This window comes from Arthrobacter sp. C9C5 (genome assembly GCF_013359735.1).
Lineage (GTDB): Bacteria > Actinomycetota > Actinomycetes > Actinomycetales > Micrococcaceae > Arthrobacter.
Genome location: NZ_JABFMX010000006.1, coordinates 23,646 through 36,636 on the forward strand (window position 1 = coordinate 23,646; position 12,991 = coordinate 36,636).

Annotated in this window: 9 protein-coding genes; 5 read left to right on the forward strand and 4 right to left on the reverse strand. The window is 67.5% G+C overall.

Annotation, left to right across the window (positions count from 1 at the left end):
• Positions 1 to 148 precede the first annotated feature (148 nt).
• The 5 genes from HNO80_RS06045 (at position 149) to HNO80_RS06065 (ending at position 7,486) form a co-directional block, all read left to right on the forward strand.
• Positions 149 to 1,453, forward strand: a complete 1,305-nt coding sequence (locus HNO80_RS06045; RefSeq protein ID WP_175321946.1) for a sugar ABC transporter substrate-binding protein — start codon at positions 149 to 151, stop codon at positions 1,451 to 1,453.
• Positions 1,454 to 1,577: 124 nt separating this feature from the next.
• Positions 1,578 to 3,230, forward strand: coding sequence for an ABC transporter permease subunit (locus HNO80_RS06050; protein WP_175321947.1), 1,653 nt, complete (start codon positions 1,578 to 1,580; stop codon positions 3,228 to 3,230).
• The gene (locus HNO80_RS06055) at positions 3,227 to 4,189 is read left to right on the forward strand and encodes a sugar ABC transporter permease (protein WP_249777192.1); all 963 of its coding nucleotides are present in this window, start codon (positions 3,227 to 3,229) and stop codon (positions 4,187 to 4,189) included. Before HNO80_RS06050 ends, HNO80_RS06055 begins: the two co-directional genes overlap by 4 nt.
• A 2-nt stretch (positions 4,190 to 4,191) precedes the next feature.
• Positions 4,192 to 6,066, forward strand: coding sequence for a glycoside hydrolase family 13 protein (locus HNO80_RS06060; RefSeq protein WP_175321948.1), 1,875 nt, complete (start codon positions 4,192 to 4,194; stop codon positions 6,064 to 6,066).
• Between the two features lie 49 nt (positions 6,067 to 6,115).
• The gene (locus tag HNO80_RS06065; RefSeq protein WP_175321949.1) at positions 6,116 to 7,486 is read left to right on the forward strand and encodes an FAD-binding oxidoreductase; all 1,371 of its coding nucleotides are present in this window, start codon (positions 6,116 to 6,118) and stop codon (positions 7,484 to 7,486) included.
• A 112-nt stretch (positions 7,487 to 7,598) separates the two neighbouring features.
• Here HNO80_RS06065 and HNO80_RS06070 read toward each other — a convergent pair whose 3' ends face one another.
• The 4 genes from HNO80_RS06070 to HNO80_RS06085 form a co-directional block, all read right to left on the reverse strand.
• Positions 7,599 to 9,011 carry a DUF4032 domain-containing protein gene (locus HNO80_RS06070; RefSeq protein ID WP_175321950.1) on the reverse strand — a complete coding sequence of 471 codons (1,413 nt, stop codon included), beginning with the start codon at positions 9,009 to 9,011 and terminating at the stop codon, positions 7,599 to 7,601.
• 118 nt (positions 9,012 to 9,129) lie between these two features.
• A complete protein-coding gene (locus HNO80_RS06075; RefSeq protein WP_175321951.1) occupies positions 9,130 to 10,212 on the reverse strand; it encodes an ABC transporter ATP-binding protein in 1,083 nt (360 codons plus the stop codon).
• A 253-nt stretch (positions 10,213 to 10,465) separates the two neighbouring features.
• A complete protein-coding gene (gene otsB / locus HNO80_RS06080) occupies positions 10,466 to 11,278 on the reverse strand; it encodes a trehalose-phosphatase (protein WP_175321952.1) in 813 nt (270 codons plus the stop codon).
• A complete protein-coding gene (locus tag HNO80_RS06085; RefSeq protein WP_175321953.1) occupies positions 11,268 to 12,818 on the reverse strand; it encodes a trehalose-6-phosphate synthase in 1,551 nt (516 codons plus the stop codon). Before HNO80_RS06085 ends, otsB begins: the two co-directional genes overlap by 11 nt.
• Positions 12,819 to 12,991 lie beyond the last annotated feature (173 nt).

Below are 12,991 nucleotides of genomic sequence, written 5' to 3' on the forward strand. Positions count from 1 at the left end.
CACGCTAGAATGACTTTCCAAAGCGCCCATCACCGTGTAGCTTGGAAGCGCTTGCAGCTGTGAGCCACATCACCGACGATGCCACCGGGCCCAGGAGACTTCCGAAGAGCCCTCCGCGTGGATGCAGGATTTTATGAAAGGGACACCAATGAAGGTGCAGAACACCCTCACGACCGGAACCAGCCGCCGGGTCTTCACGGCCGGCGCGATCTCCGTTGTTGCAGCGCTGGCACTCAGCGCCTGCGGCGGGGCTGCGGCAACCGGCCCGGCCACGGCAACGGCCACCGCCAAGCCGGATCTCAAGTCCGGCGGCGCCGGCACCATCACCATGTGGGTCGACGCCGAGCGCTCGCCCGCCCTGAAGGACATCACCGCGAAGTTCAAGGCCGACACCGGCATCGACGTCAAGCTCGTCGTCAAGGACTTCGCCGCCGTGCGCGACGACTTCATCACCCAGGTCCCGACCGGCAAGGGCCCCGACCTCATCGTCGGCCCGCACGACTGGGTAGGCAAGTTCGTCCAGAACGGCGTGATCGCCCCGGTCGAGCTCGGCGACAAGAAGGACGCCTTCCAGGAGTCCTCGGTCAAGGCCATGACCTACAACGGCTCTGTCTACGGTGTTCCCTACGCTGTTGAGAACATCGCCCTCCTGCGCAACACGGCCATCGTCCCGGACGCGGCCAAGACCATGGACGAGGTCATCGCCAACGGCAAGAAGGCCGTCGCGGACGGCAAGGCCAAGTTCCCGTTCCTGGTGGGCATGGATCCGAAGCAGGGCGACCCGTACCACCTGTACCCGCTGCAGTCCTCCATGGGCTCGCAGGTCTTCGGCAAGGCGGCCGACGGCGGCTACGACCCGAAGCAGCTGCTGATCGGCGACGCCGCCGGCGTCGAGTTCGCGAAGAAGCTTGCCGCCTGGGGCGACAAGGGCGAAAAGATCATCAACTCCAACATCACCGGTGACATCGCCAAGGAGAAGTTCCTTGCCGGCGAGTCCCCGTACTACCTGACCGGCCCGTGGAACGTTCCGGACGTGCAGAAGAAGGGCATCAAGTTCGCGGTTGACGAACTGCCGGCCGCCGGCGACCAGCCGGCCCAGCCGTTCATCGGCGTCAACGGCTTCTTCATCAGCGCCAAGAGCGCCAACGCCCTCGCCACCAACGAGTTCGTCACCAACTACCTGACCTCCGAGGCAGCCCAGGACTCCATGTACAAGGCCGGCGGCCGCCCGCCGGCACTGAAGGCCTCCTTCGACAAGGCAGCCAGCGACCCGGTTGTCGCTGCCTTCGGCAAGATCGGCGCCACCGGTGTGCCGATGCCGGCCATCCCGGAAATGAGCGCGGTCTGGGCCGACTGGGGCGCCACCGAACTGGCCCTGATCAAGGGCCAGGGCGACCCGGCCGCTGACTGGGCCAAGATGGCCGCCAGCATCAAGGCGAAAATCAAGGGTTAGTCCCCGCGCCGGTTCCTGACGCTTTCCCAAGCGCCAGGAACCGGCAGCACCGGGCCGGGCGGCCACCAGGCTGCCCGGCCCGTTCCTGCATCACCCCAGCTTCTCCCAAGGACTGTAGACAGCCATGTCAGAAACCGAACTCCGCGAGGACACCGACCCCGCAGCGTCGTCCGCCCCGGACACCGCCACCACAAGCCCCGGCCGCCAGGCCAGAACCCTCCGCCAACGCCGGACCGGCCCCGAGGGGGTGAAGGGCACCATCGCCAAGATCGTGCTGCTGGGCCTCGTCGATGCCCTCGCTGTCTACGTCCTGATCATGCTCTTCCTGAGCCAGTCCTGGCTGGCGCTGGGCGTCTCCGCCGCCGTCGTACTGGTGATCAACTGGATCTACCTGCGCAAGGGCGGCCTGCCCGCCAAGTACCTGGCCCCGGGCGTGCTGTTCCTGCTGGTGTTCCAGGTCTTCGTGGTCATGTTTAGCGGCTACATCGCCTTCACCAACTACGGCGACGGGCACAACAGCACCAAGGATGACGCGATCGCCGCCATCCAGCTCACCGCCCAGAAGCGCGTACCGGATTCACCGGCGTACAAGACTTCCGTGCTGGCCAAGGACAACTCCTTCTACCTGCTCTTCACGGACCCACAGGGCAAGGTCTCGCTGGGCAGCACCGACAAGCCGCTCGAGGAAGTGTCCGGGGCCGGCAAGGACTCCACCGGCAAGGCCAAGACGCTGGACGGCTACCAAACCCTGAACTTCCAGGAAATCGTGGCCAACCAGCAAAGCATCCTGGACATCACCGTCCCGGTGTCGGCCAACCCGGCGGACGGCACGCTCCGCACGGCGGACGGCAGCAACGCCTACCAGTTCAAGCCGGCGCTGAAGTACGACGCCGCCGCGGACACCTTCACGGACACCACTACCGGGGCGGTCTACCGCGACAACGGCAAGGGCGCCTTCGCCGCGGACAACGGCGAGACCCTCTCCACCGGCTGGAAGATCGACGTCGGGATGGAAAACTTCGCCCGCGCCTTCACCGACCCCAGCCTGCGCGGACCCCTGCTGGGCGTCATCCTCTGGACCTTCACCTTCGCCGTGGCCTCCGTCGCGCTGACCTTCGCCTTGGGCCTGTTCCTGGCCATCACCTTCAACCGGGAAGACCTCAAGGGCAAGAAGGTGTACCGGATCCTGATGATCCTGCCGTACGCCTTCCCCGCGTTCCTCACCGGCCTGGTCTGGTCCGGCATCCTCAACCCGGAGTTCGGCTGGCTCAACCAGACCCTGCTCGGCGGGGCCTCGATCGGCTGGCTTACGGATCCGGTCCTGGCCAAGATCAGCGTCCTGGTGGTCAACCTCTGGCTCGGCTTCCCCTACATGTTCCTGGTCTGCACCGGCGCGCTGCAGTCGCTGCCCAACGAGCTGGACGAGGCCGCCCGGATGGACGGCGCCGGCCCGTGGCGGGTGTTTCGCTCCATCAAGCTGCCGCTGCTGCTGGTCTCGATCGCACCGCTGCTGATCTCCTCCTTCGCCTTCAACTTCAACAACTTCAACGTGATCTTCATGCTCACCGGCGGCGGGCCCCGGTTCGCCGACACCGACCGGGACATCGGAGCCACGGACATCCTGATCACCCTGGTGTACAAGGTGGCGTTCGGACAGGGCACCGGCCGTGACTACGGCCTCGCCAGCGCCCTCGCCATCATCATCTTCATCATCGTGGCCACTGTCTCGGCCATCAGTTTCAAGCAGACCAAGGCACTCGAGGACGTGAACTCATGAACGGGTCAGCACCGCGCACCGCCGCTCCGGCGCACCAGGCCGAGCAGGGCATCACCACCGGCACCACGGACGTCGAATACCTCAAGTCGCTGCAGCGCCGGCGCCCCTTCGGCGTCTGGTTCAAGGACAAGGGCTGGCGTCACCTGGTGGGCGTCATCGTGACGATCTTCGCCGTCTTCCCGCTGCTCTACGTGCTCTCCGCGGCGCTGAACTCCACCGGTACCCTGGTGGGTTCCAACGCGCTGTTCAGCAAGATCGACTTCGGGAACTTCACCGCCCTGTTCGACATGCCCTCGCGGCCCTTTGCCCAGTGGTTCCTGAACACCATGGTGGTGGGCGGCGTAACCTCCGCGGCCACGGTGTTCCTCGGGGCGATGGCGGCGTATGCCTTCTCCCGGATGCGCTTCACTGGCCGCCGGTTCGGCCTGCTGAGCCTGCTGCTGCTGCAGATGTTCCCGCAGCTGCTGGCCGTCGTCGCCATCTTCCTGCTGCTCAGCGGCATCTCCGAGGTCATCCCCGCGCTGGGCCTGGGCAGCCAGCTGGGCCTGATCATGGTCTACCTGGGCGGCGCCCTGGGCGTGAACACCTACCTGATGTACGGCTTCTTCAACACCGTGCCGCAGTCCCTGGACGAGGCCGCCAAGATTGACGGGGCGAGCCACACGCAGATCTTCTTCGGGATCATCATGCGCCTGGTCACGCCGATCCTGGCCGTCGTGGGGCTGCTGTCCTTCATCGGCATCTCCGGCGAATTTGTGATCGCGTCCGTTGTGCTCACGGACCCGGACAGCCAGACCCTCGCCGTCGGCCTCTACTCCTTCGTGGCACAGCAGCGCTCCGAGAACTGGGGTGTCTTTGCCGCCGGCGCGGTCATCAGCGCCATCCCGGTCATGGCCCTGTTCCTGTTCCTGCAGCGCTACATCGTCAGCGGGCTCACGCAGGGCTCGGTGAAGGGCTAAGCATGTCCGGCGCTGGCACGGCCGGGCTGCTGCCGCACCACGACGGGTCCGGCCTGCACGCACCGCAAACGGTGGAGGCCGGGGCCGCGGCGCGGCTCCGGATCCGCGTCCCCGGCGCGTGGGGCCGGGCCAGCCGGGTCTGGCTCCGCTCGGTGCACGACGGCGAACCCCGGTACACGAGCTGCGTGAACATCGGTGAGACCGAGGGCTGGGTGTGGTGGGAAGCGGACCTGACGGTCACCAACCCCGTGACCCGCTACCGGTTTCTGATCGAGGTCGGATCGCGCTACTGGACCCTCAACGCGCAGGGCCTCTTCGGCCGGGATGTCTCCGACTACGCGGACTTCCGGCTCACGACGTTCCCGGCCGCGCCGCCGTGGCTGCGCCGGGGCACCCTGTACCAGGTCTTCCCGGACCGTTTCGCACGCTCGGCCCGGGCATCGACGCACCCCGTCCCGGACTGGGCCGTGCCCTGCGACTGGGACGGCACCGAAGTGCAGGGCGCGTCCGCCGAGACACCCTTCCAGTTCTACGGCGGCGACCTGCACGGTGTCACGGAACACCTGGACCATATCCAGGGGCTCGGGGCGGACATCATCTACCTGACGCCGTTCTTTCCCGCTCGGTCCAACCACCGCTATGACGCCTCGACCTTTTCCATGGTGGACCCGCTGCTGGGCGGCGACGCGGCACTGGTGGAACTCGTGGAAGCGGCCCACGCCCGCGGCCTGAAGGTGATGGGTGACCTCACCGCCAACCACTCCGGCGACGCGCACGAATGGTTCCAGCGCGCCCTGGCCGAACCAGACTCCGAGGAAGCCGGCTACTACTACTTCAACGAGGACCACAGCTCCTACGAAGCCTGGTACGGCGTGCCGTCGCTGCCCAAGCTGAACTGGGCCTCGGCCGGACTGCGGGACAAGTTCGTCCTGGACGACGAATCCCCGGTGGCCCGGTGGCTCCGGCCGCCGTTCAGCCTGGACGGCTGGCGGATCGACGTCGGCAATATGACAGGACGGCTCGGGGCGACCGACCTCAACCAGGAAGTGGCCAGGCTGATCGCGGACCGGGTCCGCGGAATCAACCAGGACGCGGCGCTGCTGGCCGAGGCAACCAACGACGCCGCTCCGGACTTCAGCGGCGAGCACTGGCACGGTGCGATGACGTACTCCAACTTCACCCGCCCGCTGTGGGCCTGGCTTTCCGGCGACGCCGGGCACGTCAATTTCTTCGGCACGCCGTTGCCCGGGCCCAACCGGATGGACGCGGAGGATTTCCTCGCCACGCACCAGGACCTGGCCGCCGCCTTCAGCTGGGATGTCCGGCAGCAGAACATGAATGCCCTGAACAGCCACGACACCGCCCGGGCCTCCACGGTCATGATCGACGGCGGCCAGCAGCTGGGCGCCGTGCTGATGTTCACCCTGCCCGGCGTGCCGGTGGTGTTTGCCGGGGACGAGTTCGGGCTCAAGGGCGACAACGGGGAGTTTTCCCGCACGCCCATGCCGTGGACCGATCCGGGGCGGATCCTGACTGACCTCCGTGGCACGTATGCCTCGCTCACCGCGCTGCGCCGGGAACAGCCCGCCCTCACCGGCGGCGGACTCCGCTGGCTGCACGCGCGGGGGGACGCGCTGGCCTTTGTGCGGGAAACCGCGGACAGCACGGTGCTGGTGGTCGTGGCCAGGGCCGCCACAGACTTCGAACTCGCCGCGGGCCTGCTCTCCGCCCGGCAACTCGCCGCGCTCGCGCAACCACCCGCCTTTGCCGCCGGCGACCTCGCGGTGGGCCCTGATCCCGCAGGCGCGCTCTTCGACAGTGGCGGCCCCGCAGCCGCCGTCTGGGTGCTGCCGGGAGTGGCGCTGCCGGCACCCTAGACTGAAGGCCAAGACTGACGGCCGGATTCGACGGAGAACTGGAGAGCGCATGCGCGGCATTGTTGAGGAGCTGACGTCCGCCCTGGGCGGGGCGAAGGTCACCGTGGATGAGGCGGCCCTGGCGGCGTACGCGGTGGACCAGGCGCCTGTGCTGGACTACCAGCTCCCGCAGGCCGTGGTCCTGGCCGAATCCGTGGCGGACGTCCAAGCCGCCGTCCGCGCCTGTGCCGCCCACCGGGTTCCACTGGTGCCCCGCGGCGCGGGCACCGGGGTGTCCGGCGGCGCCCACGCCAGCGAAGGCTGCGTGGTGCTCAGCCTGGAACGGATGAACCGCATCCTCGACCTCAACCCGGACGACGAGACCGCCGTCGTCGAACCCGGCGTCATCAACGCCGCACTGAACGCCGCGGCGGCGGTGCACGGCCTGATGTATGCGCCGGACCCGGCCAGCTACAAGATCTCCACCATCGGCGGGAACGTCGCAACGAACGCCGGCGGCCTGCGCTGCGCGAAGTACGGGGTGACGCGGGACTCCGTGCTGGCGCTCGACGTCGTGCTCGCGGACGGCACGCTGATCCACACCGGGCACCAGACCTTCAAGGGCGTGGCCGGCTACGACCTCACGGGCCTGTTCGTGGGCTCCGAGGGCACCCTCGGGATCGTCGTCGGGATCACGGTGCGGCTGAAGTACCTGCCGCGGGAAGTCCACACCATCGCCGCGTTCTACCCCGACTTCCGCAGCGCCGCGGCGGGCGTCCTCGCGGTGGGCAAGGCGCGCGTGCAGCCGGCCATCATGGAACTGCTCGACGGCGGCTCGCTCGCCCAGCTCGACGACGCCCACGGCTCGGACCTGGCCTCCCGGGGCGCCTCGCTGCTGCTGATCCAGACCGACGGCTTCGGCGCCGCGGCGGAGGCCGCCGCGATCCGGCCGCTGCTGGCCGCCGGCGGCGCCGTGGTGACCATGGAAGCCAGTGCCGAGGCCGAACAGCTGGTGGAACTCCGCCGCAACAGCCGCGGCGTCGAGGTCGACGACGAATACCGGGTGGGCGAGGACGTCGCCGTGCCGCGGTCCCGGCTGGTGGACTACGTCGCGGAGCTGGAGGCCATGGCCGTGCGGCACGAGGTCAAGCTCAAGGTGGTGGCCCACGCCGGCGACGGCAACCTGCACCCCACCTTCTGGGTGGACCGGAGCGGCGATGCCGTGGACGCCGCGGCCATGGCACGGCTGGGCGCGGCCTTGGACAACTCCGTCACCGTCGCCCTCGCGATGGGCGGCACCATCACCGGGGAGCACGGCGTGGGCCAGTACAAGCTGCGCTGGCTGAGCCTGGAGCAGAAGGAGCCGGTGCGCGAACTGCAGCGCAGGATCAAGGAGCTCTTCGACCCGGCCGGCATCCTGAACCCCGGCAAGGCGATTTAGCCCGGCTGTGCTGGAACCGGTTCCACCCAACTGACTCGCAGCTAAGGCCGTTTTGGTTGCTCAAATCGGCCTTAAATGCTAGCTAGTTGGGTGCGTGCGGGCGCGGGGTGCCCTAGTCGTCCGAGTCCGGGTATTCTTCGATCGCCTCGTCCTCGCCGTAGCGGGATTCCTCGGTCTCGACTTCCAGGATCTTGAGCAGTTCGGTGTCCGGGTTCAGCATGATCGCGGCCTCGTCCCGGCGGTGCCGGAGTTCGGAATCGATGTAGGACTGTACGGCCTCGGCCAGCGGAATGTGCCGGTTCTCCTTCTCGGACATGTACCAGCGGTGCTCCAGGATCTCGTGCACGGCCTCCGCCGGTTCGAGCTTCCCAGAGAGGTCGCGGGGGATCGAACGGACGATCGGCTCGAAGATCTGGCTCACCCAGAGGTGCGCGCTGTATTCCTCGTCCATGCCGGGGTTGTTGTCCGCCCGGAAGGAGTCCATGTCGTTCAGCAGCCGCCGCGCCTGGTTTTCCTGGGCATCGAGGCCGGTCAGGCGCAGCAGCCGGCGCTGGTGGTGCCCCGCGTCCACCACCTTGGGCTGAAGCTGGATCGTGGAACCGTTCTGCGTGGTCTTGATGGCGTATTCCTCGACGTCGAAGCCCAGTTCGTTGAGCCGCCGGATACGCGCGGCCACCCGCCAGCGCTCACCAATCTCGAAGGATTCCTTTTCCGTCAGCTCGGTCCAGAGCCGCCGGTAGCTCTCCATGATGAGCTCGCTGGTGGCGACCGGATCCACCTTTTCCTCGATCAGGCCGCCGTCGAGCAGGTCCATCAGTTCGCCGGCGATGTTGACCCGGGCGATTTCCAGGTCGTACTCGCGCTGGCCGGTGGACAGGTCCGGGTACAGCTCGCCGGTTTCGGCGTCCACGAGGTAGGCCGCGAAGGCGCCGGCGTCGCGGCGGAAGAGGGTGTTGGAGAGCGAGACGTCGCCCCAGTAGAAACCGATCAGGTGCAGCCGGACCAGCAGCAGGGCCTGGGCGTCGATCAGGCGGGTCAGTGTGTCTTTGCGCAGCATCTGCGAGAACAGCGCGCGGTACGGCATGGAGAACTTCAAGTGCCGGGTGACCAGCACGGGATTCAGCGGCCGGCCCTCCGGGGTGGTGCGTCCGGTGATGACCGCGACCGGCTCCACGCAGGGGACATCCAGCCGGGCGAGCTTGCGGAGCATGTGGTACTCGTGCCGGGCGATGTGCTCCGAGGTTTCCTTGATGGCGATCACCGAGCCGCCCAAGTGGGCGAACCGCACGATGTGCCGGGAGATGCCGCGGGGGAGGGCGGCGAGGTATTCCGCCGGCCAGTCCTCCAGGGCGATGTGCCAAGGCAGGTCCAGCAGTTCGGGCTCCGTGGCCGCGGCGGTGATGCTCAGCGAACTGGAGACGGCCTTGTCGTCGTTGGCGCTGGCGGCCTCGTACCGGGGCAGCTTGCCGATCTGGCCGTAGTCAGTGGGTTCGTCGTGCCACTGGGCACCGTTGTCCTCGGTCATAACGCAATTCTCCCGTACGAGGGCGGGCCTCGCCTAAAATCTGCCGGTTAACGGCCGACGGCGGCCCTCCCGAAGGAGGACCGCCGTCGTTATCAAGACTGGACCCGGTGGGTGGGGACTAGTCGCCGAGGCGCAGGCCGGTCTTGGTGTCGAACAGGTGCACGTGGCCCGACTGCGGACGGACCCAGACGGTCTCGCCCTTCATCGGGGGACGGCGGCCGTCGACGCGGGCCACGATGTCGTGGTCCTTGCCGTCCAGCGTGGTGTGGCCGTAGACGTAGGCATCGGCGCCGAGTTCTTCGACGACGTCGACCTCGACCTGCAGTCCCTCGCCCTGCGCAACCTGCTCGAGGTCTTCCGGACGGGAGCCGAGCGTGACGGTCTTGCCGCTGGCCTCTTCGAGGACGTCGTGCGGGACCGGGTAGACGGTGCCGCCAAACTGCACGCCGCCGTCGACAACGGGAAGTTCGAGCAGGTTCATGGCCGGGGAGCCGATGAAGCCGGCGACGAAGACGTTCTTCGGCTTGTCGTAGAGGTTGCGCGGGGTGTCCACCTGCATCAACAGGCCGTCCTTCAGGACGGCGACGCGGTCGCCCATGGTCATGGCCTCGACCTGGTCGTGGGTGACGTAGACGGTGGTGACGCCCAGGCGGCGGGTCAGCGACGCGATCTGGGTGCGGGTCTGCACGCGGAGCTTGGCATCCAGGTTGGACAGCGGCTCGTCCATCAGGAACACCTGCGGGTTACGCACGATGGCTCGGCCCATGGCGACGCGCTGGCGCTGGCCGCCGGAGAGGGCCTTCGGCTTGCGGTCCAGGTACGGCTCGAGGTCCAGGAGCTTGGCGGCTTCGCGGACACGCTCGGCGCGTTCTTCCTTGCTGACGCCGGCAATCTTGAGTGCGAAGCCCATGTTGTCCGCGACCGTCATGTGCGGGTACAGGGCGTAGTTCTGGAAGACCATGGCGATGTCGCGGTCCTTCGGCGGAACGTCGGTGACGTCGCGGTCACCGATCAGGATCCGGCCGGAGTTCACGTCTTCGAGGCCTGCGAGCATGCGCAGCGAGGTGGACTTTCCGCAGCCGGAGGGTCCAACGAGGACCAGGAACTCGCCGTCGGCGATTTCAATGTTGAGCTTGTCAACAGCGGGCTTCTCTGTGCCCGGGTACAGACGCGTAGCGTTGTCAAAAGTAACTGTAGCCACAGTTATCAATCCCTTCACCGGCAGGTACGTGCCGGACGATCCGTAGTGAATGGTTCTTTGTATTCAGTTGCGGCATCCGGAGGTGGATGCGCATGCTCCCCGGCCGAGGCCGAGGAGCATCCAATGACGCCGCACGGTAGTTGTGCGCCACATCACATACAGAGTATGTCAGATTTTTGGTCAGCGGGCTAAAAAGTTACGGATGTCACAGGTGAGCTTCCTAACTCCGGCCCGATCGCGGCGCCCAGCCCGCTTAGGCGCCGACGGCTTTCGTCCGTTCGCGCAGCAGCGCCTCCAGCAGTTCGGAGACATGCACAGGCGCCTCCACCCGAAACTCGGCCTGGGTGAAGTCCAGTCCCACCTTGACGCCCAGGTCCCCGCGGATGAGGCTGCCCAGGGCATCTTCATCCGTGGTGTCATCGCCGGCGAAGACCACCGCGGTTGCCCCGGTGGCCTGGCGGAGAAACGAGATCCCCTCGCCCTTGGAGGCGTGCACGACGGCGGTTTCCAGCACCCGGTTGCCGGTCTTGAGGAAGACCCCCGCGCGGTCCTGGAGGGCGGCCTTGGCGGCCGCCACGGCATCCTCGGCGACATCATCGGCGGCCAGCCGGGTATGCAGCACGACGCCGGCGGGCTTGTCTTCGAGCAGGGTGCCGGGCGCTACGTCCACGATCTCGGCAAGGATCCGCCGGACGTCGGCGAGCAGTTCCCGCTGCGCGTCGTCGAGCTGGAGTTCGGTGGAGCCGGGGCCCATCCAGACTTCCGCGCCGTGGCTGCCGATCAGCAGGGTCTTCTCCGGCGGCGAGGCGACCTCCCGCAGGCTGGCCAGGGCCCGGCCGGAGATGAGCGCCGTCGTCGTCCGCGGGAGCTCCGCGAGGGCGGCGAAGGCGGCGGCCGAGCGCGGCAGCGCCCGGGAGTCCGCCGCATGGTCCACCAGCGGGGCCATGGTGCCGTCGAAGTCCATGGCCACCAACAGCTGTTCCGTGCCCGCCACGCGGTGCACGGCCTCCAGCAGTTCGGGGGAGAGCGAGAGCACGCTCCGGGCGGCGTCGGGCTCAGGAGTCATCACGGACCACCTTTTCCTGGAGCGCGCTAAGGAAGTCGGCGGACCAGAGGTCGACGTCATGGTCCAGGATCTGCTTGCGCATCGCGCGCATCCGGCGCGCGGCCTCGGCGGGCTGCATGTTGACCGCGCGCATGATGGTGTCCTTGAGGCCGTCGATGTCGTGCGGGTTCATCAGGAGCGCCTGCTTGAGCTGGTCCGCGGCTCCCGCGAATTCGCTGAGCACCAGGGCGCCGTCGTTGTTCGTGCGGGCCGTGACGTATTCCTTGGCGACCAGGTTCATGCCGTCGCGCAGGGCGGTGACGAGCATGACGTCGGCGGCCAGGTAGAGGGCCACCATCTCCTCGATCGGGTAGCTGTGGTGCAGGTAGCGGACGGCGGTGTTCTGCATCGTGTCGTAGGTGCCGTTGATGTGGCCGACGGTGCCTTCGACTTCCTCGCGCAGCAGCCGGTACTGTTCCACGCGCTCGCGGCTGGGGCTGGCCACCTGGATCAGGGAGGCGTCCTCCACCGTGACCTTTCCGTCCTGCAGGAGCTCCTCGTAGGCCTTGAGCCGGTGACGGATGCCCTTGGTGTAGTCCAGCCGGTCGACGCCCAGCAGGATGGTCTTGGGGTTGCCGAGGTCGCGCCGGATCTGCTTGGCGCGCTCGATGATCTCCGGCTTCCGCGCCAGTTCGCTGATCTGCTTGACATCGATGGAGATCGGGAAGGCCTGGGCGCGGGCAATGTGCGTGGTTTCGCCGTCGGCGCCCTTGACGTGGACCTGCTGCTGTTTGACGCTGGCCCCGAGGAAGCGGCGGGCGGAGCGCATGAAGTTTCCGGCGTCGCTGCTGCGCTGGAAGCCCACCAGGTCCGCGCCCAGGAGTCCGTCAATGATTGCGCGCCGCCACGGCAGCTGCGCGAAGATCTCCGGCGGCGGGAAGGGGATGTGGTTGAAGAAGCCGATCTTAAGGTCCGGGCGCGCCTCGCGGAGCATCTTGGGGACCAGCTGCAGCTGGTAGTCCTGCACCCACACAGTGGCGCCCTTGGCGGCGTGGCGGACGACGGCGTCGGCGAACCGCTTGTTGACCTTGCGGTATGAGTCCCACCAGGCGCGGTGGAACTCGGGAGGTGCGATCACGTCGTGGTAGAGCGGCCAAAGCGTGGCGTTGGAGAAGCCCTCATAGAAGAGCTCGATGTCCCGCGTGCTGAGCTGGACCGGGATGAGGTCGATGCCGCCGTGGCTGAACGGCTCGAGGTGCTCATCGGGGGCGCCGTGCCAGCCCACCCACGCGCCGTCGGTCTTGGTCATCATCGGCGCCAGCGCGGTCACCAGGCCGCCGGGGGACCGGCGCCAGCCGTCCTCGCAGCCGGGCTCATCCGGGGAGCACCGGTCGACCGGCATGCGGTTGGACACCACCATGAAATCGAAGGTGGCGCCTGGCTCCGACGCCTCCGGCTGCTTTTCGGCGGGCTTGGTGTGTTGCCCACCTTCGGCTGTCCGTGCAGGTTCCTGCTCGGCGCTCTGCTCAACGCTCTTCTCGGCGCGCTCGGTTGCTTGCATTGGTGCCCCCTGGGGTCGCTTGTGGCTCCTATCCACCCTAGCCGGGCGGAATCTTCTGTGCTATTCGTCCGTTGGGCACACGGAAGGAAACTTGAAAGCGCAAGCTCCCGGGTTTCTCCCCTAAAATGATGAAGTTGCCACCCAGTGGACCATCCCAGGCCGATCGACACGAG

Bases quoted from the DNA above. Each gene is read 5' to 3' on its own strand.
- HNO80_RS06070 (WP_175321950.1), bottom strand. From the start codon at position 9,011: ATGACCGAGGACAACGGTGCCCAGTGGCACGACGAACCCACTGACTAC.
- HNO80_RS06065 (WP_175321949.1), top strand. From the start codon at position 6,116: ATGCGCGGCATTGTTGAGGAGCTGACGTCCGCCCTGGGCGGGGCGAAG.
- HNO80_RS06060 (WP_175321948.1), top strand. From the start codon at position 4,192: ATGTCCGGCGCTGGCACGGCCGGGCTGCTGCCGCACCACGACGGGTCC.
- HNO80_RS06085 (WP_175321953.1), bottom strand. From the start codon at position 12,818: ATGCAAGCAACCGAGCGCGCCGAGAAGAGCGTTGAGCAGAGCGCCGAG.
- otsB (WP_175321952.1), bottom strand. From the start codon at position 11,278: ATGACTCCTGAGCCCGACGCCGCCCGGAGCGTGCTCTCGCTCTCCCCC.
- HNO80_RS06045 (WP_175321946.1), top strand. From the start codon at position 149: ATGAAGGTGCAGAACACCCTCACGACCGGAACCAGCCGCCGGGTCTTC.
- HNO80_RS06055 (WP_249777192.1), top strand. From the start codon at position 3,227: ATGAACGGGTCAGCACCGCGCACCGCCGCTCCGGCGCACCAGGCCGAG.
- HNO80_RS06050 (WP_175321947.1), top strand. From the start codon at position 1,578: ATGTCAGAAACCGAACTCCGCGAGGACACCGACCCCGCAGCGTCGTCC.